17 protein-coding genes are annotated in these 19,098 nt (G+C 63.6%); 12 read left to right on the forward strand and 5 right to left on the reverse strand.

All coding sequences use genetic code 11. From position 1 onward, the window contains the following. Nucleotides 1-7: 7 nt before the first annotated feature. The 9 genes from treZ (at nt 8) to EGJ27_RS04050 (ending at nt 12,473) form a co-directional block, all read left to right on the forward strand. Nucleotides 8-1,822: a malto-oligosyltrehalose trehalohydrolase gene (gene treZ, locus EGJ27_RS04010; RefSeq protein WP_125829401.1), complete on the forward strand. Its 1,815-nt coding sequence runs from the start codon at nt 8-10 to the stop codon at nt 1,820-1,822. Continuing rightward, a complete protein-coding gene (gene malQ, locus EGJ27_RS04015) occupies nt 1,812-3,890 on the forward strand; it encodes a 4-alpha-glucanotransferase (RefSeq protein WP_125829402.1) in 2,079 nt (692 codons plus the stop codon). Before treZ ends, malQ begins: the two co-directional genes overlap by 11 nt. After that, complete coding sequence (locus EGJ27_RS04020; RefSeq protein ID WP_125829403.1) at nt 3,887-6,670, forward strand: malto-oligosyltrehalose synthase; 2,784 nt, start codon at nt 3,887-3,889, stop codon at nt 6,668-6,670. Before malQ ends, EGJ27_RS04020 begins: the two co-directional genes overlap by 4 nt. A 17-nt stretch (nt 6,671-6,687) precedes the next feature. Continuing rightward, nucleotides 6,688-7,110 (forward strand): DUF2934 domain-containing protein, encoded by a 423-nt coding sequence (locus tag EGJ27_RS04025; RefSeq protein WP_125829404.1) that lies wholly within the window; start codon nt 6,688-6,690, stop codon nt 7,108-7,110. A 160-nt stretch (nt 7,111-7,270) separates the two neighbouring features. Beyond that, a complete protein-coding gene (glgX, locus tag EGJ27_RS04030) occupies nt 7,271-9,448 on the forward strand; it encodes a glycogen debranching protein GlgX (protein ID WP_125829405.1) in 2,178 nt (725 codons plus the stop codon). Then, nucleotides 9,445-10,458 carry an acyl-CoA dehydrogenase family protein gene (locus EGJ27_RS04035; RefSeq protein WP_125829406.1) on the forward strand — a complete coding sequence of 338 codons (1,014 nt, stop codon included), beginning with the start codon at nt 9,445-9,447 and terminating at the stop codon, nt 10,456-10,458. Before glgX ends, EGJ27_RS04035 begins: the two co-directional genes overlap by 4 nt. Then, nucleotides 10,455-11,228, forward strand: coding sequence for a PIG-L deacetylase family protein (locus EGJ27_RS04040; protein ID WP_125829407.1), 774 nt, complete (start codon nt 10,455-10,457; stop codon nt 11,226-11,228). The genes EGJ27_RS04035 and EGJ27_RS04040 overlap by 4 nt, the downstream gene beginning before the upstream one ends. Further along, nucleotides 11,225-11,848: an SAM-dependent methyltransferase gene (locus tag EGJ27_RS04045; protein WP_125829408.1), complete on the forward strand. Its 624-nt coding sequence runs from the start codon at nt 11,225-11,227 to the stop codon at nt 11,846-11,848. Before EGJ27_RS04040 ends, EGJ27_RS04045 begins: the two co-directional genes overlap by 4 nt. Then, complete coding sequence (locus EGJ27_RS04050; protein WP_125829409.1) at nt 11,820-12,473, forward strand: glycosyltransferase family 2 protein; 654 nt, start codon at nt 11,820-11,822, stop codon at nt 12,471-12,473. The genes EGJ27_RS04045 and EGJ27_RS04050 overlap by 29 nt, the downstream gene beginning before the upstream one ends. 4 nt (nt 12,474-12,477) lie before the next feature. Here EGJ27_RS04050 and EGJ27_RS04055 read toward each other — a convergent pair whose 3' ends face one another. The 3 genes from EGJ27_RS04055 to EGJ27_RS04065 form a co-directional block, all read right to left on the reverse strand. After that, on the reverse strand, nt 12,478-13,512 hold the full coding sequence (locus EGJ27_RS04055; RefSeq protein ID WP_125829410.1) for a dienelactone hydrolase: 1,035 nt from the start codon (nt 13,510-13,512) through the stop codon (nt 12,478-12,480). Between the two features lie 343 nt (nt 13,513-13,855). After that, on the reverse strand, nt 13,856-14,299 hold the full coding sequence (locus tag EGJ27_RS04060; RefSeq protein ID WP_125829411.1) for a DUF1294 domain-containing protein: 444 nt from the start codon (nt 14,297-14,299) through the stop codon (nt 13,856-13,858). Then, the gene (locus EGJ27_RS04065) at nt 14,296-15,126 is read right to left on the reverse strand and encodes an undecaprenyl-diphosphate phosphatase (protein ID WP_125829412.1); all 831 of its coding nucleotides are present in this window, start codon (nt 15,124-15,126) and stop codon (nt 14,296-14,298) included. Before EGJ27_RS04065 ends, EGJ27_RS04060 begins: the two co-directional genes overlap by 4 nt. A gap of 261 nt (nt 15,127-15,387) precedes the next feature. Between EGJ27_RS04065 and pnuC the strand changes: the two genes are divergently transcribed. Both pnuC and EGJ27_RS04075 read left to right on the forward strand, forming a co-directional pair. Beyond that, entirely contained in the window at nt 15,388-15,951 is a 564-nt protein-coding gene (gene pnuC, locus EGJ27_RS04070; protein WP_125829413.1) for a nicotinamide riboside transporter PnuC, read from the forward strand. Next, the gene (locus EGJ27_RS04075) at nt 15,948-16,526 is read left to right on the forward strand and encodes an AAA family ATPase (protein WP_125829414.1); all 579 of its coding nucleotides are present in this window, start codon (nt 15,948-15,950) and stop codon (nt 16,524-16,526) included. The genes pnuC and EGJ27_RS04075 overlap by 4 nt, the downstream gene beginning before the upstream one ends. Here the strand turns inward: EGJ27_RS04075 and EGJ27_RS04080 are convergent. Beyond that, on the reverse strand, nt 16,470-17,795 hold the full coding sequence (locus tag EGJ27_RS04080; RefSeq protein WP_125829415.1) for a sigma-54 dependent transcriptional regulator: 1,326 nt from the start codon (nt 17,793-17,795) through the stop codon (nt 16,470-16,472). The two genes, EGJ27_RS04075 and EGJ27_RS04080, sit on opposite strands and share 57 nt — an antisense overlap. A 375-nt stretch (nt 17,796-18,170) precedes the next feature. On the opposite strand from EGJ27_RS04080, the gene EGJ27_RS04085 reads away from it, so the two are divergent. Next, the gene (locus EGJ27_RS04085) at nt 18,171-18,437 is read left to right on the forward strand and encodes a hypothetical protein (protein ID WP_125829416.1); all 267 of its coding nucleotides are present in this window, start codon (nt 18,171-18,173) and stop codon (nt 18,435-18,437) included. A 62-nt stretch (nt 18,438-18,499) separates the two neighbouring features. On the opposite strand, the gene EGJ27_RS04090 is transcribed toward EGJ27_RS04085, so the two are convergent. After that, nucleotides 18,500-19,098, reverse strand: a 599-nt coding sequence (locus tag EGJ27_RS04090; protein WP_371920826.1) for a VWA domain-containing protein, incomplete at its 5' end; no start/stop codon positions are given.

Raw genomic sequence — 19,098 nt, forward strand, 5'->3', positions numbered from 1 at the left:
TTTATGGATGCCGCTGCGTAAAGAAGAAACCTGGCGTCACGGCGCAGTTTTGCTGGACCCTGAACACACCCGATTCGTCCTCTGGGCACCGGATGCCTACTACGTAAGTGTCGAACTGGAGCAGGGTCAGTCACTGGCCATGCTCCCCCAGCAGGACGGCTGGTTCATCCTCGAAGCCCGCTGTCCGGCTGGCACTCGATACCGCTTCAACATCGACGGCGAGCTGGAGGTCCCTGACCCGGCCTCCCGAGCGCAGGTCGATGACGTTCACTCCCACAGCATCGTGGTCGATCCCCTTGCCTACCAGTGGCAGAACCCTGCCTGGCAAGGCCGACCCTGGCATGAAGCGGTGATCTATGAGCTGCATGTCGGCACACTCGGCGGCTACGCGGCCGTGGAAAGCCACTTGCAGCGCCTCGCCGAGCTGGGCGTGACCGCCATCGAACTGATGCCGCTGGCACAGTTTCCCGGCGACCGCAATTGGGGCTACGACGGTGTGCTGCCCTACGCACCGCAGTCGTCGTATGGCACTCCCGAACAACTCAAGCACCTGATCGATACCGCCCACGGCCTGGGCCTTTGCGTGATCCTCGACGTGGTCTACAACCACTTCGGGCCGGATGGCAATTATCTGGGGCGTTACGCCAAAGGCTTCTTCCGCAGCGACCTGCACACGCCTTGGGGTGATGCCATTGATTTCCGGCGCAAGGAAGTGCGCAGTTATTTCATCGACAACGCCCTGATGTGGTTGCTCGAATACCGGTTTGACGGGTTGCGCATGGACGCGGTACACGCCATCCGCGATGAGACCTTCCTGCCGGAATTCGCCGCCCGGGTGCGCGAGCATATCGACCCGCAACGCCACGTCTGGCTGAACCTGGAGAACGAGTTCAATCAGGCGAACCTGCTGCAGAAAGGGTTCGATGCCCAGTGGAACGACGACGGCCACAACACGTTGCACGTGCTGCTGACCGGGGAAACCGATGCGTACTATTCGGATTTCGCTCAGGAACCGACGCAAAAGCTGGCACGCTTGCTCAGCCAGGGATTCGTCTATCAAGGCGAAGCGACCCGCCATGGCCATGCCCGCGGCGAGGCCAGCGGGCATCTGCCGCCCAGTGCGTTCGTGCTGTTCCTGCAGAATCATGACCAGATCGGCAACCGCGCCTTCGGGGAGCGGCTCCCGGCCCTGTGCCCTGCCCCGGCGCTGCAGGCGGCGACGGCCCTGTTGCTGCTGTCGCCGATGATCCCGTTGATGTTCATGGGTGACGAATGGGCCGCCAGCGAGCCGTTCCTGTTTTTCACCAGCCATCACGGTGAACTGGCCGACGCGGTGCGTGAAGGCCGACGCAGCGAGTTTGCCGACTTCGCGGCGTTTGCCGACGAGAAGCGCCGCGAAACCATTCCCGACCCCAACGACGTGAAAACCTTCGAGGCGTCGCGCCCGGCCATCGACGCACTGGCGCTGGAAACCGACAAGGGCCTGGACCATCAGAGCTGGCTGGCGCTCTACCGTCGGCTGCTCGCTTTGCGCCATGAGGCGATCATCCCGCGGCTGCCCGGTGCGCACGCGCTGGGGGCCGAGGTGCTGGGTGAAGGCGCGGTCAGCGCTCGTTGGCGCATGGGCGATGGCAGCGTACTGCGGATCGACCTGAACCTGAGTGCGCAGCCGGTCACGGCCCCTGCCTGGGACGAGGCGACGCTGCTGTTCGCCAGCCAGGACAAATCAACCGAACTTTCCAGACAAGGCACTCTCAATGCCTATACGGCGATTGTCAGCCTGACCGCACGTGATGTTCTGGAGAAACGGGATGAGCAATGAACAATTGGAGCGGCTGGCCACGGAAGTTGGCGTGTCGGTGCAATGGGTGGACGCCAATGCACGACCGCAGACGGTCAGCCCGGATGTATTGCGCAAGGTACTGGAGGCCCTCGGCTACCCGGCCGACGGCAGCGAAGCCATCGATGCCAGCCTGACGCGGCTCAACAACGAGCGGCACGGGGCTGGCGCACCGCCGCTGCTGACCGCCGACGAAGGTCATAATCTGGACTTGTCGGAGTGGTTCGCGCCCGGCACGCCCTTCACCCTGCACCTGGAAGACGGTTCTTCCATGGATGCGCGGTTGACCGCGAGCGCCGAACTGCCGGGCCTGGCCCCGGCCGGTTATCAGCAGCTGGACATCGACGGCCAGCACCTGACCATCGCGGTGGCACCGAAGACTTGCTTCAGCGTGGCCATGGCGACCGATGCCGCCAGGCCCCGCGCATGGGGCCTGACCGCGCAGCTGTACAGCCTGCGCCGTGAAGGTGACGGCGGGTTCGGCGATACCCAGGCACTGGAAAACCTGGTTCGCGCCGCAGGAGAACGTGGCGCGGATGCCTTGGGCATCAGCCCGATCCACGCGATGTTCGCCAGCGATCCACAACGCTACAGCCCGTATTCGCCTTCCAGTCGCCTGTTTCTCAATGGCCTCTACGCCTCACCGGGCACCATCCTGGGCGAACGGTCCTGGCGGCAGGCCATTGAAGACGCCGGCATGGCCGAAGAATTCAAGCGCCTGGAACAGATGCCCTTGATCGACTGGCCCGCCGCGGCCGGCGGCAAGTGGAAAGTCCTGCATCGCCTGTATGAATCATTCAGCAGCGGCGGCCACCCGTTGTTCGAAGATTTCAACAGTTTCCGCCACAGCGGCGGCGAAGCCCTGGAAAACCACTGCCGCTTCGAAGCGCTGCGTGCCGAAAGCGCCGCAATGGGCATCAGCGACAACTGGCACGAATGGCCGGATGAACTCAAAGATCCACGCAGTGAGGCCATCGACCGCTTCGCCGCCAGCCACAGCGAGCTGATCGGCTTCCACGCGTTCGCGCAGTGGCTGATCGCCCGAGGCATGGAGCGGGTGCAGGTGGCGGCGCGCAGCAGCGGAATGCGCATCGGCCTGATTGCCGATCTGGCAGTGGGCGCCGACGGCGCCGGCAGCCAGGCCTGGAGCCGCCAGGATGAGCTGCTGTCGGCGCTCACCGTCGGCGCGCCACCGGACATCCTCAACCGTTCCGGGCAAAGCTGGGGCATTTCGGCCTTTTCGCCCGATGGGCTGAAACGCAACGGTTTCCGCGCCTTCATCGAAATGCTGCGGGCCAACTTCGCCCATGCCGGCGGGCTGCGCATCGACCATGTGATGGGCCTGCAACGCCTGTGGGTCATTCCCATGGGTTCGCCGCCCAGCGAAGGCGCCTACCTGAATTTTCCCCTCGACGACATGCTGCGCCTGCTCAGCCTGGAGTCCTGGCGGCACAAGGCGATCGTGCTGGGTGAAGACCTCGGCACGGTGCCGGAAGGTCTGCATGAGAAGCTTTCCGAACGCAAAATGCTGGGCATGCGCGTGCTGTTGTTCGAACAGGAGAATGGCCAGTTCAAGCCGATTCTGGATTGGGCCGACGATGCCCTGGCCACCACCAGCACCCACGACCTGCCGACCCTGGCCGGCTGGCTCAGCGAGCTGGACATTGAATGGAACGCCCGCCTCGGCCATGTGGACGAACAAGCCGAGCGTCACTGGCGCCAAGAGCGCGCCCGGGAATTCGACGGCCTGCTTCGGGCACTCAGCCAGAACAACGACAACCTGCCGGCCGACAGCGAAGACCTGCAGCAGATCATCGACGCCAGTATTCGCTACCTGGGGCATACCCGCGCGCCGCTGGTGCTGCTGCCGCTGGAAGATGCACTCGGTGTCCAGGAACAGGCCAACCTGCCGGGCACCATCGACAGCCACCCCAACTGGCGTCGCCGCCTGCCGGGCGACAGTTCAACCCTACTTGACCATGAAGATGCCGCGCGACGACTGGAGCTGCTTTCCCAATCCCGGCTACAGGCTGCGGAGCGTGACCGATGAACACCTTTGTCCAACCCCTACGTGCCACGCAACGCCTGCAATTCCATAAAGACTTCACCCTCGATGACGCCGTCCCGCTGGTGCCGTATTTCGCCAGGCTGGGCATCAGCCATATCTACGCCTCGCCGTTGCTCAAGGCGCGGGCCGGCTCCATGCACGGCTATGACGTAGTCGACCCGACCCTCATCAACCCTGAACTGGGCGGTGAGCCGGCGTTGCGCAGGCTGGTCGCGGCGCTGCGCGAGCACCGCATGGGCCTGATCCTGGACATCGTGTCCAATCACATGGCAGTCGGCGGCGCCGACAATCCGTGGTGGCTGGACCTGCTGGAATGGGGCCGACGCAGCCCCTATGCGGACTTCTTCGATATCCAGTGGAACTCCCCCGACCCGCTGCTTGAGGGCCAACTGTTGTTGCCGTTCCTGAGCAGCGATTACGGCACCGTCCTGCAAGCAGGGGAAATCCCCTTGCGCTTCGATGCCGAGCACGGCGCGTTCTACATCGAGCACTACCAGCACCACTTCCCGGTGTGCCCGACCAGTTACGGCCCGCTGCTGCACCTGATCGGCCATCCACAGTTGACCGAGCTGGGCCAGCGATTCTCGGCGCTGGAGCAATACCCCCAAGCCTACGAACGCGCACGGCAGGCCAAGGCCGAGTTGGCCGAGCGCGCCAAGGACGCCGATATTCGCGCGGCAATCGAGGCCGGCTTGAGCCACTTCGATTCGAGCCAGCCGGAAGGCTTCGAGCGCCTGCACCAGTTGCTGGAGCGCCAGCACTATCGTCTGGCCAGCTGGCGCACGGCCGGCGACGACATCAACTGGCGGCGGTTCTTCGACATCAACGAGCTGGGCGGCCTGCGCGTCGAGCAGCCCAAGGTGTTCGAAGCGACCCATGGCAAGATTTTCGAGCTGATCAGCGAAGGTCTGGTGGACGGGCTGCGCATCGACCACATCGACGGCCTGGCGAACCCGCGCGGCTACGGTCGCAAGCTGCATCGCCGGGTGCAGAGCCTGCTGGCCCGGCGACCGGCCGATGCCCCGCTGGAGCACCTGCCGGTTTTCGTCGAGAAGATTCTCGGTCCGGATGAGCCGTTGCGTGAGGACTGGAGCGTGGACGGGACCACCGGCTACGAATTCATGAACCAGGTGTCACTGCTCCAGCACGACCCCAAAGGCCAGGCGCCACTGGGTGAGCTGTGGAGCCGGTTGAGCGAGCGCACCGCCGATTTCGATCAGGAGGTGCTGGTCGCCCGCGACCTGGTGCTGCACGGCACCCTGGCAGGCGATTTCGAAAACGTAGCACAGGCGCTGCTGCAAGTGGCGCGCAGTGACCTGATGAGCCGCGACCTGACTCTGGGCGCCATCCGCCGCGCGCTGCTGGCGCTGGTGGTCAACTTCCCGATCTATCGCACTTACATCAGCGTCTGCGGCCGCTCCAGTGAAGACGAGCGCTTCTTCCAGCAAGCCATGGAAGGCGCCCGGGCCACGCTCAACGAGGGCGACTGGCCGGTGCTCGATTATCTGCAGCGCTGGCTGGGCGGCGAAGCCTGGCGCGATCTGCCTCGCGGTCGGCAACGCAAGCTGTACAAGAACGCGTGCGTGCGCTTCCAGCAACTGACCTCGCCGGTGGCTGCCAAGTCGGTGGAAGACACCGCGTTCTATCGCTCGGCGGTATTGCTGTCGCGCAACGATGTGGGCTTCCATCCGCAACATTTCAGTGCGCCGGTCGAGGACTTTCATGCCGCGTGTCTCAAGCGCCACGAGTCCTTCCCCGATAACCTGCTGGCCACCGCGACCCATGACCACAAGCGCGGCGAAGACACCCGCACCCGCCTTGCCGTGCTCAGCGAATGCGCCGGCTGGTACGCCGAACAGGTCGAGCGCTGGCGTCAGTTGGCGATTGCGCTCAAGGGCGAGGAGCCGAGCATCAGCGCCGGTGACGAATTGATGTTGTACCAGGCGCTGCTGGGCAGCTGGCCGCTTGCGCTGGAAGGTGATGAGGCCCATGAAGCTTATGCCCAGCGCATGGTCCAGTGGCAGGAAAAAGCCCTGCGCGAAGCCAAGCTGCAAAGCAGCTGGAGTGCGCCCAACCAGGCCTACGAAACCGCCTGCCGCGAATTTCTCCAGCGCCTGCTGCTGGCCCCCGAAGCGTCGGCATTGCGTCAGTCACTGGGTGCCACGGCTCATCGCATTGCCACGGCGGGCGCCCTCAACAGCCTGGCGCAAACCTTGCTACGCTTGACGGTGCCCGGTGTCCCGGATCTGTACCAGGGCACCGAGTTCTGGGACTTCAGCCTGGTCGATCCGGACAACCGGCGCCCGGTGGACTACGCAGCTCGCGAGCGCGCGTTGTCCGAAGAAGCCGAAGTGGGTGAGCTGCTGGCCGGTTGGCAGGATGGTCGCGTCAAACAGGCGGTGATTGCCCGGGTCCTGAACCTGCGGGCCAACCATCCGGCGCTGTTCGCTCGGGGCGACTACCTGCCGCTGGAAGTCACCGGCAGCCAGGCCGGGCACGTGGTGGCGTTCGCACGCCAATGGGAGCAAACGCAGGCCATCATCGTGGTGCCGCGCATTTGCAGTGAACTATTGGGCACCGCGCAAACTCCATTCATCAACGCGGCCAACTGGGGCGACACACGTATCAAGGTGCCGTTCGCCGATTCCGGTTCAAGCTGGAACGGCCTGTTCACCGAAGTCGTAGACACACACGACGGGGAAATTGCAGTAAGCGCAGTGCTCGAAAATTTTTCTGTGAACCTGCTTATTAAAACTAAGTAATACCTGGGAGTGTCGAGATGAGTGCCGACGAAAAAAGAATCCGCGAGTTTGCGTATCAAATATGGGAGTCGGAAGGTCAGCCTACCGGCCAGGAAGAACGGCATTGGGAAATGGCGCGCAAGCTGGCCGAGGCTGAGGCACTGGCTCCAGACAAGTCCACCGTGCGCAAGGCCAGCAAACCCAAGCTGCCGGCGGTAGACGGCAAGGCGCCCAAGGTGACCGCCAAATCCGCACCGGCGCCCAAGCCTGCAGACCCGGCCAAGGCCAAGCCGGCGACCAAGCCTGCCGACGCTGCCAAAGCCAAACCGGCAGGTAACTCCGCTGCCAAGCCTGCTGCCCAGCCCAAGCCCAAGACCAAGGCGGCCTCCGCTGCCCCTGCCCAGGCTGAGCAACCGGCCAAGCCCGTCGCGAAAAAAACGAGCAAGCCATCGGCTTCTTGAAACTCTCGCGGCTGCGCACCTGTCCACTGCCGCAGGACCCACGCTAGTTCGCTACGTGGGCTGCGGCTCCCCAACTTTTTCTACAGCAATATTGAAGCCGTCCAAGCTTCGATAGCGGTTCTGGCCGCTCAGAAAAAACATTCGACGTCAGGAAGGCATCATGAATACCAAGTCAAAAAAAGTGGAAAAAGAAAGCCAGGCAGTTCAAGACAAGCCTGCAACCACGCGCATCCGTGAAGGCCTGCCCTTCCCGCTGGGCGCCAGCTGGGATGGTCTGGGTGTCAACTTCGCGATTTTCTCGGCGCACGCCACCAAGGTCGAGCTGTGCCTGTTCGACGCCACCGGTGAAGTGGAACTGGAACGCATCGAGCTGCCTGAATACACCGACGAGATCTACCATGGCTATCTGCCCGACGCCCATCCGGGGCTGATCTACGGCTACCGTGTGTATGGTCCGTACGACCCGCAGAACGGCCATCGTTTCAACCACAACAAACTGCTGATCGACCCCTATGCCAAACAACTGGTGGGCGAGCTGAAGTGGTCCGAAGCGCTGTTCGGTTACACCATCGGCCATCCCGATGGCGACCTGAGCTTCGATGAGCGTGACAGCGCGCCGTTCGTACCCAAGAGCAAGGTCATCGACCCGGCCTACACCTGGGGCCGCGATCAGCGCGTGGCAACACCGTGGGACAAGACCATCCTCTACGAAACCCACGTGCGCGGTTTTACCAAGCAGCACCCGGATGTACCCGAGGAACTGCGCGGCACCTTTTCCGGCCTTGCCGTGGAGCAGGTCACTGACCACATCCGCAAGCTTGGCGTGACTTCGGTCGAACTGCTGCCGATCCATGCCTTCGTCAACGACCAGCACCTGCTGCAAAAAGGCATGACCAACTACTGGGGCTACAACAGCATCGCCTTTTTCGCTCCGGACCCACGGTACCTGGCCCACGGCAAGATCGCTGAGTTCAAGGAAATGGTCGCGCACATGCACCATGCCGGGCTGGAGGTGATTCTCGACGTGGTCTACAACCACACCGCCGAAGGCAACGAGCTAGGCCCGACCCTGTCCATGCGCGGGATCGACAACGCCTCCTACTACCGCCTGATGCCGGAAGACAAGCGCTACTACATCAATGATTCGGGCACCGGCAATACCCTGGACCTGAGCCACCCGTGCGTCCTGCAAATGGTCACCGATTCGCTGCGTTACTGGGCGACGGAAATGCACGTCGATGGCTTCCGCTTCGACCTGGCAACCATTCTGGGCCGCTACCACGACGGTTTCGACGAGCGTCACAGCTTTCTGGTCGCTTGCCGCCAGGACCCGGTACTGCGCCAGGTCAAACTCATCGCCGAGCCGTGGGATTGCGGTCCCGGCGGTTACCAGGTAGGCGGTTTCCCGCCGGGCTGGATGGAATGGAACGACAAGTTTCGCGACACGGTGCGCGCGTTCTGGAAAGGCGATGACGGCCAGTTGGCAGACTTCGCGGCACGCATGACCGCCTCGGGCAACATGTTCAACCAGCGCGGGCGTCGGCCGCAGGCGTCGGTAAACTTTATCACCGCCCATGACGGCTTCACGCTGCACGACCTGGTCTCGTACAACGACAAGCACAACGAAGCCAACGACGAAAACAACCAGGACGGCAGCAACAACAACCTGTCCTGGAACCATGGCGTCGAAGGTCCGACCGACGACCCGGAAATCAACGCGCTGCGTCTGCGCCAGATGCGCAACCTGTTCGCCACGCTGCTGTTGGCCCAAGGCACGCCGATGCTGGTGGCCGGTGACGAGTTCGCGCGCACCCAGCACGGCAACAACAACGCCTATTGCCAGGACAGCGAGATCGGCTGGGTCAACTGGAACCTGGACGACGATGGCAAGGCATTGCTCAAGTTCGTCAAGCGCGTGATCAAGCTGCGTCAGAGCTACCCGATCTTGCGCCGCAGCCGGTTTCTGGTCGGCGACTACAACGAAGCCATCGGCGTCAAGGATGTCACCTGGCTGTCGCCGGACGGCAGCGAGATGAGCATCGAACAGTGGGAAGACAGCAACGGGCGCTGCCTGGGCATGCTGATGGACGGCCGCGCGCAGGAAACCGGGATTCGTCGTGCAGGCGCCGACGCGACGCTGCTGTTGGTGGTCAATGCCCACCACGACGGTGTCAACTTCACCTTGCCGGAAGTGCCCGAAGGCAATCACTACGTCTGCCTGATCGACACCAATCAGGACGACGCCCGCAGCAAGGAGAAATTCGGTTTCGGCACCGAGTACACCGTCACGCCGCGCTCACTGCTGCTGTTCGAACTGCAGCGTGACGATCAGCAATGATCCGGGCCATCGGCGAGTTTCTCGACTGGCGCAAGCACGGCTATGCCGATGCGCAGGCGCTGGGCGAGTGCTTGCGGGCCATGGTCGGCGAAGGGTTCGATCAGCTGCCGTTGCCGGCCGCTGGTCGTACCCTGGAGCGCTGGCAGACTCTGGCCTGTGTGGCCGGTCATGACCTGGGGCTGTGCAAGCTGTATGAAGGACACACCGACGCGCTGGCGATCATGACCGAACTGGGTGCTCCGGCACCCGGCACGGGCTTTACCTGGGGAACCTGGGCGGCCGAACCGCCCCAGGCCCGGGTCAGCGTAACAGGCGAGGGCGAAAACCTGCGCCTGCACGGTCGCAAAGCCTGGTGTTCGGGAGCCGCCGTGGTCAGCCACGGTTTGCTCACCGCCTGGGATGAAAACGGTTTCCAGCAGCTTGTGGCGTTGCCGATGGACCAGCCGGGGGTGCAGGTCACCCAGGATGGCTGGCGTGCCGTCGGCATGGCCGCCACCGGCAGTTTTGACATCCGGCTCGATCACGCCAGAGGCTGGCGGGTCGGCGAGCCCGGCGCTTATCTCGCCCGGCCGGGATTCTGGCAGGGCGGCATCGGCATTGCCGCCGTCTGGTACGGCGCTGCGCAAGCGTTGGCACAACGGCTGCTGCAGCACGCGGGCAAACGGCCGGAGCCTCATTCCCTGGCCCATCTGGGTGCGGTGGATGTCGCACTCAATGGTGCCGGCACGCTACTGCGCGCGGCGGCGGCCGAACTGGATCGGCTGCCCGGCGCCAACGCCGAATTGCTGGCCAGGCGCTGCCGCGCGGGCATCGAGCACGCCGCCGAGCAGGTCATGTTGCATGTAGGCCGAGCGCTGGGCGCCGGAGTGTATTGCAAGGACGCAGGCTTTGCCCGGCTGGCGGCGGACCTGCCTGTGTTTCTGCGCCAGAGCCACGCCGAGCAGGACCTTGCGGCGCTGGGCGAGCTGACGTGCAGCCAACTGCCTGCGGCCAAGGCATGGGCGCTATGAGCGAATCCTTTGTCGTCAATGAAGGTGAATCCGGGCGCGGGACTACCCTGCAGGCATGGAACGCTTCCGGCAAACTGGCAGCAGTACCGGCCATCACCGCCGACATTCTGGTTCCGCCCAACTGCCGGGCCGTGATCATCGCGCCTCACCCGGACGATGAAGTACTGGGCTGTGGCGGCCTGATGAGCCAGTTGGCGCAACTGCAGCGCAGTCTGGCACTGATTTCCGTCACCGACGGCGGCGGCAGCCATCCCGGCTCATTGCTGTGGCCGGAAAACCGGCTCAAAACCATTCGCCCTCAGGAAAGCGCCGACGCCCTCGCCCGCCTCGGCCTGCTGCCCGGAACGTTCGAATGGCAACGCGCAGGCATTGCCGATGGTAGCGTCAGTGATCACGAAGACGCCTTGGTCGCCTTTCTGGAGCGGCATCTGGGACCGACTGACGTGGTGTTTTCAACCTGGGCGCACGACGGTCATCCCGACCACGAGGCCGTTGGCCGCGCCAGCGCCAGAGCCTGCGCGCTGACCGGTGCGCAATTGCGTGAAGTGCCGATCTGGGCCTGGCACTGGGCGGACCCGCAGGACGAGCGTTTGCCGTGGGATCAGGCGCGCAAGCTGCTGCTCGATCCGGCCACCCTGGCGCACAAACGCGACGCGGTGCACGCGTTCAGCAGCCAGCTGCAGGGCGATCCGGGCATCGGCCTGCCTCCGGTCCTGCCGTCGGGCGTGCTGGAGCGCTTGCTGCAGCCCTTTGAACTGGTATTTACATGAGTGTGGCCGATAGCTATTTCGACGAGCTTTTCCAGGACAATGACGATCCCTGGGCGTTCAAGCAGCGCTGGTACGAACGACGCAAGCGGGCCTTGACCCTGGCGGCCCTGCCCCGCGAGCGCTATGCGGCGATTTTCGAACCCGGCTGTGCCAACGGCGAACTCAGCGCGGAACTGGCTACCCGCTGCGATCGGCTGGTGGGCTGTGATACTTCCCGACGTGCCGTGGAACTGGCCCGTCGGCGGCTGACATCGTTCACACATGCCAGTGTGCTGCATGCACGCCTGCCCCAGCAGTGGCCCGAAGAACAGTTTGACCTGATCGTGTTCAGCGAACTGGGTTACTACCTGGACATCGACGACCTGCATCGCTGGATCGAACGCGCCCTGGCGTCGCTGACACCCGACGGACAACTGCTGGCCTGCCACTGGCGGCCGCAGATCGCCGGCTGCAGCCTGAATGCTGAAGCCGTACACCGAACCCTCGGCATGCATTTGCCGATGCAAAAACTCTTCAGCCATCTCGAACCCGATTTCCTGCTGGATCTCTGGAGCCGGGATGGCACCTCCGTGGCTGAACAGGAATTCGCGGATGATCGGCGTTCTGATCCCGGTACATAACGAAGAACAGTTGTTGGACCTGTGCCTGGAGACGGTGCTGCAGGCCGCACATCATCCAGGCTTGAACGAAGAACCGGTGCAGGTGCTGGTGGTGCTGGACAGTTGCACCGACCGCTCGGCGGCAATCGCCCGCTTCTATGGTGTGTCGACGCTGGAAGTCAACGCCCGCAACGTGGGCCTGGCACGTGCCGCAGGCGCCGATTGGCTGATGGACCGCGGCGCCCGCTGGCTGGCCTGTACCGATGGCGACAGCAGCGTGGCCGCAGACTGGCTCGTGGAGCAGCTGGCCTTGGACGCCGATGCGGTGTGCGGCACCATTCAACCCGGCCAGTGGCACGACGGCATATCGGCGGCCGCACAGATCGCCTATCACCAGCATTACCAGCATCGCGACGGCCATCGGCATATTCATGGGGCGAACCTGGGCGTCAGTTCCAGCGCTTATCGCCGGGCCGGAGGGTTTCCGTCCCTGGCCTGCCACGAAGACGTGCATCTGGTGCGCCAGCTGGAGCGGTGCGGCGCACGTATCGCCTGGAGCACGCGCCCACGGGTGATCACCAGCACGCGGCTGGATTCAAGGGCCAGGGGCGGCTTCGGCGACTTCCTGCGTTCGCTGAATCCTTGAGCCTTCAATGCTGGTGCGCGGTCTGCAGGCCGGCGTTGTCGTCGCCCTCGTTACCCAGTGCACCGGCAAAGAAACGCACCGCCTCGGCACTCAGGGTGCGATGGATGTCCTCCCGGTCGACACCTTCCCGATCCGTGCACAGCGATGGCGACTCGCCCTGCTGCTGCGCGCTGCAGGGGGCCATGAACACGAAGTGGCCGGCGCCCGCCAACAACCGGTAATCCGGCGGCTGCGGCAGCTTGCGGGCCAGCGCCTCGGCGTTGCGGTCCACTGCCAGCAGCTGGTCATCGTCTCCGGCGAACATCAGCACCGGCACGTGAACACTGCCCAGCGCATGGCGGCCGAACATCAGGCTCAGTGGCGCCATCAGCATCAGCGCACGCACCCGCGGATCGGCCTGGGCGTGCAGGTCGTCGCGATCGGCGACCAGCTCACCCTGAGTCCGGCAGGCATCGCGGTCGTGAGGCCGTTCCAGGCAATAGCGCCGCAGCCGGTCCAGATCCGGCTCGGCTCCGGCAAGAATCAATGCGGTCTCGCCGCCGGCCGAATAGCCGATCACGCCGATCTGCCGGGCATCGAGGTAAGGCGCCAGCGTCGGGTCCGCCAGAGCAGTGGTGATGGCTGCGGAAATCTGCAGCGGTCGGCCGTACAGATTGCTCAGGCTGCCGAGCCGGCTATGATCGCGATCGTTATCGCCAGGATGCACCACGGCCACCACCACGAAACCACGCCGCGCCAGTGACGTCGCCAGGTCATGCAGCGCCAGCGGGTTGCCGGTATTGCCGTGGGACAGCATCAACAACGGAAAACGGCCCATGGCCACCGCAGCATGACGACTGGCTTGTACGCGGTAGCCTTGTACGGTGCTGACACGCTCGGCATCGGTCGAGGGGTAAAACGCGATGGCCCGCATGGGTTGCGCGTCGAGCGGATCGACAACGCTCAGCGCACGAAATCCTGCGCTCCAGTCGTCATCGGCCTGCACCCAAATCAGGCCACCGAGCAGATAGACCAGCAGTGCTGCACAAAAACGTGGCATGGCGGGATTCCTTCCGGGGGTCTATAGGGCGCAACCGCGCGGCATCGGCTGATCTGCCAAGCCCTGCAAACGGTTTGCCAGCTATCGATTCGAGCGTGGACTGCAGGAAGATGTTCCGTGAGTTTGAAAGGTAGACGCTCTCCTCCCACGGTGCGATGCCTCGTAGTCAAGTAGTCTGCGTCAGCAAGCTGGCTGCAAAGATATGAAGCGCGCCGCGAAATTGTGGGACGGAGCTTGGTCGCGACTGCGGTATATGTGTTCCGGCAACAGTGACTGACAGATTGCGGTCGCCAGCAAGACGGAGCGCCGCCCGCTCCTGCCACCAGTCATCGCAACACAGTTGCTACAGGTTGTGCAGGAATACGCTTGCCTGCGACAGCGTCAGCACTCCGGTGATCCAACACACCCAGCCCGCCTGATGCACCAACACGATGAGCCAGAACATGAGCTGGAACGACACCTTGCGCGTCTTGTGCCGATACATCTGTTGCGCGAGCAGCGCGCCGGGCCAGCCGCCGAGCAATTCTGCACCGTGCAGCCATTTCTCCGGAATGCGCCAGGCACCACTGCCCGCCCGCCGCTTGTCCTGCCGATACAGCACGAATGCCAGCAGACTGACGGCCACATACAGCGCCACCGCGACCGGCACGCCATGCCTGACCCACAATACGCCCGCCCCGTAACCCGGTACGGCGCACAGCAACACCCAAGCCAGCGCCTTGAGGCGCGCAAACTGCACAGTCGCGGATCGGGTGGGCTCGCGCCGCGCCGCCGACGCCGTTCTCATCCCTGCGCCGAAGCCCAGTCGATCCAGCCCAACTGCCAGGTCGCCAGGATCAGCAGGCCGAAACCGATGCGATACCAGGCGAACACCGCATAGCTGTGGGTGGCAATGAAGCGCAACAGGCCACGCACCGCGATCATGGCGAAGATGAACGACACCACGAAGCCCACGGCGAACACCATGAAGTCATCGGGACGGAACAGCTCGCGGTACTTGTAGCCTGAGTACACGGCTGCGCCGACCATGGTCGGCATGGCCAGGAAGAACGAAAACTCGGTGGCCGCCTTGCGCGACAGGCCGAACAGCAGGCCGCCAATAATGGTGGAGCCGGAGCGTGACGTCCCCGGAATCATTGCCAGGCACTGCACCAGCCCGACCTTGAGCGCGTCGCTCCAGCGCATGTCATCGACGGTCTGCACGCTGATCACATGCTGGCGCCGTTCGGCCCAGAGCATGACCACGCCGCCCACCACCAGCGCAACCGCCACGGTGATGGGATTGAACAGATAGTGGTGGATCAGATCGGCGAACAGTACACCCAGCACCACGGCGGGCAGGAAAGCGATCAGCAGGTTGGCGGTAAATCGCTGCGCGGGTTGTTCCTTGGGCAGGCCGACCACCACGTCGAAAATCCGCCGGCGAAACTCCCAGACCACGGCGAGAATCGCGCCCAGTTGAATGATGATGTTGAACGCCATCGCCCGCTCGCCACCGAAATCGATCAGGTCGGCGACGATGATCTGGTGCCCGGTGCTGGAAATCGGCAGGAACTCGGTCAGCCCTTCTACCACACCCAAAATCAACGCCTGAGCGGCTGTCCACAGATCCATCATTCCTCCATGCAGCGCAGCCGAAGGCCCGCTGGTTACGTTGTTGTGCAAAAATGGCGATCACTATGTTGGATCGAACCTGAACGACGCTTGAAGATCAGGCTCATGCGCGCAAAATTGCGCAGATGCTAGCAGACCTGCACCGGCAAAGCCTGCCCTGCATGCCGCCGACGCCAAAGCTTTGCCTTGCAGGCTCCCCGCGAGGCGCCGAACCGCTTACAATCGCCGCCCCCCGACCATTCCCGTGCCGATGGAGCCCCCATGTCCGAGGTTGAATTATTCGCCGCCGCCCTCGGCGTGATCGCCGTGTGGCTGACGGTCAGGCAGAACCCGTGGTGCTGGCCAATCGGGCTGGTTACGGTGGTGATCTACATCTGGATTTTCTTTGACGTGAAACTGTATTCAGACATGCTCCTGAACGTCCTCTACGCGGTTCTCCAGGTCTATGGCTGGCTGCAATGGACACGTCACGGCTACAACCTGCCGGTTCGCGCGGTGACAGCGTTGCGCGGCAGTACGGTTCTGGCAGGTCTTGCTATCGGCGCACTGGTGGGTCTGGCATTGGGCGCAGCGATGGCGCATTTCACTGACGCTGCGCAACCCTGGCTGGACGCCGCGCTCGCCGGTTTCAGTGTGGTCGCACAGGTCTGGATGGCGCAAAAGCGCGTCCAGTGCTGGCCGTTATGGATCGTGCTGGATGTGATTTTCGTCGGCCTGTTCATCTACAAGGAGTTGTTCCTTACCGCCGGGCTGTACGCGCTGTTCACCTTGCTGGCGGTACAAGGCTGGCGCGAGTGGCGCAACGACCTGGCGCCTGCGCGATGAAAGTGCTGGTACTGACCGGCCCGGAGTCCAGCGGCAAGAGCTGGCTGTCGGCGCAGATACAGCAGCGTTTCGGCGGCGTACTGGTCGGCGAGTACGTCCGGCATTTCATCGAGCAGCAGGGCCGTGACACCTGCTATGCGGACATTCCCGCCATCGCCCGAGGCCAGTTGGCCTGGGAAGATGCCGCCCGCGCCGCGGCCCCCGAGCTGTTGATTCTCGATACTCATCTGTTGAGCAACCTGTTGTGGAGTCGAGCGCTGTTCGGCGACTGTCCACCGTGGATCGAGCACCATCTGCTCAGTCGCCATTACGACCTGCACCTGCTGCTCTCGCCCGAAGGGGTGGAATGGATCAGCGACGGCCAACGCTGCCAGCCGCAGCTGAGCGAGCGCCTGGCATTCTTCGCCGCCGGCCGCCAGTGGCTGGACAGCCGCCGGCAGCGCTACCGAATACTCGACGGCGACTGGAGCGCCCGGCGCGAACGGGCCATGGCCCTGGTGCAACAGCTGGTCTGCGACTCACCGGATCTGATGCTTGTGCAACAGGCGGTAGAAGGTCGGCCGGGAAATCCCTAGGACTTTGGCGGCCACGCTCAGGTTGTCGCTGTGGCGGGTCAACACATCGCACAGCGCCTGGCGCTCGGCCCGAGACTTGTAGTCGTCCAGGGTGCCCATACTGCTGGCGATGTCTTCCTCGCCCAGCAGGCCCAGATCCGCCGCTTCGATCTGCCGCCCTTCGGCCAGCACCAGCCCGCGCCGCACCCGGTTCGCCAGTTCCCGAACGTTCCCCGGCCAGTCGTGCTTGCCCATGGCGATCAGCGCATCCTGACTGAAATTACGCGCCCGTCTGCCGGTTTCCTGGCTGTAGAAATGGGCGAAGTGGTTGGCCAGCATCGCCAGGTCGCCATGCCGCTCGCGCAGCGGTGCGGTGCCCACTTGCAGCACGTTGAGGCGGTAATACAGGTCTTCGCGAAAGCGCTTCTTGCGAATGGCCGCCTCCAGATCCACATGGGTGGCAGCCAATACCCGCACATCCACCGGAATCGGCTCACTGCCACCGAACCGCTCGATCTGCTTGTCCTGCAGGAAGCGCAGCAGGTGCGCCTGGGTTTCCAGAGGCAGGTCACCGATCTCGTGCAGGAACAGCGTACCGCCGTCCGCCGCTTCGATCCGGCCGATCTTGGGTTCCTGAGCGCCGTTGAAGGCGCCCTTCTCATAGCCGAACAGCTCGGCGTGGATCAGGTGCTCGGCGATGGCGCCGCAATTGACCGATATGAACGGTTTGTTGCGCCGCTGAGACTGGGCGTGCAACGTTCGCGCAACCAGTTCCTTGCCGGTACCCCGTTCGCCACGGATCAACACCGGCGACTCGGTGGGTGCCAGCTTGCCTAGCAGCCGACGCAATTCACGGATCGGCCGGCTTTCGCCCAGCATTTCGTGATCGCCGCTGGACGTCTGGCTGGAACCCTGTGCCCGCAGGCGAGCCATGCCATAGGCACGTCCCAGGGTGACCTGCATGCGTGCCACATCGAAAGGCAAGGTATGGAAGTCGAAAAACCACTCGCAGACGAAATCGCCGATCTTTTCCCGGCGCAGGTCTTCCGGCGCCAGCACGGCGATCCACTGCGTTCCGCTGCGAGTGATCAGTTCCTTGACCACTTCGGGGTGTTCGAAGTGATTAGGCATCAGCCGTATCAGCCCGACATCACAACTGAGGTGAAGCGCTGATTCAATGGTGCTGCTGTCTACCGCCCATCCGGCGGCATGTAGAACAGGGATCAACTGCTGGCAATCGTCACAGGGGTCCACTATCAAGAGACGTCGCGTTGGGGCCGACTCATGCATATAGTTTCCTTGGCGCCCGGCGTTCGGTTAGGGTTATAAAAATCGTTTTATAAACAGCATGTTGGCGAGCCCGACTGTTACATTAGCAAATATTTGACACAGCCTTGTACCGTTTCCATCTAACCGACATAACCAAACGTCATTAAGCCTGTTACCCGCGCTTTACACCCTTCCTGAAACGCCCGGCTGATGGGCGGCGCGAACTTGATGCCTTGGCTTGAGTCAATACGCTCGGCCCGTTGCTGTAAGAAAATTGAAAATAACCGGCAATGGGTGTGACTCAACCCACCCTCTTTTGCATCAACACCATTAACCAGCCGGACGGTAAGCCCGCCGACGTGACTGAATTGATATGGGCACCTTGAGGAAACGACCATGAACGCCCCACTGCGCTTCAACGATGCACTTCTGATCGCTGGACACGCTTTTGAACCCTTCCGCTGTGTCGCCTGGGCACCCCAGGACGGGAATGGCGAACTGAGCCTGACGGTGATCGACCGCACGAGCACCCGCATTGGCCGCAAACAACTCCCAAGCAGCACCTATTCCGACAAGGCCCAACTGGCCAGCGCTCTGCAGCAGGCGCGCGAAGAACTCAGCAACGAGGGCTACACCCTCGAGCCGTGGACCATGCCGGCCTGATGCGTTGAAGACGGGTCGATGGAGGGCGTTGCGCCCTTCATGGCCTGCACGAACACCAGCTTCTAGCGACTGCGGCTCAGTGCCAGATTTTCGATATGCCGGTATTCGGCCCCCAGCGTTTGCGCCAGTTCCCGCGCCCGTCCCAGGCGAATCGGCCCCATCTCGATATCCACCAACATACTTTCGCACGGCAACGGCGCCAGCCCGCTCATGGGCTTGAGGCGTCCATCGGTCATTACCAGCACCCGCTGGCGCTCGGCCGGATAGCGCTTTTTGCGTTGTGCCAGCCAGTGCGCGGCCTGTTCCAGGGCCTGTTGCAACGGCGTACCGCCGCCCGCGCCCAGTGCTGCAAGCCAGGGCTGCAACGCGGCCGATGCCTTGAGCCCTTGATGCTGCCACTGTGGGGCAGTGCCGCTGGCAGTGAGCAGCGCCAGACGTGCACGGCGCCGATAAGCGTCGTCGAAGACCTGGGACAACAGGCCTTTGGCCTGACTCAAGGCGCTGTTGCGTCGGGTAGAGGCCGAGGCGTCGACGATGACCAGCAACAGCTCAACCGGCCCGGCCCCGCGCGGCCCGCCCCCCAGGGCGGGTTGGGGGCGGGGGGGCCCCCGCCCCAAAGGGGGCCCCCCACCCCCCCCGCCCCACCGACCCGCCCCCCCCC

Source organism: Pseudomonas sp. v388 (assembly GCF_003935425.1).
Classification (GTDB): domain Bacteria; phylum Pseudomonadota; class Gammaproteobacteria; order Pseudomonadales; family Pseudomonadaceae; genus Aquipseudomonas.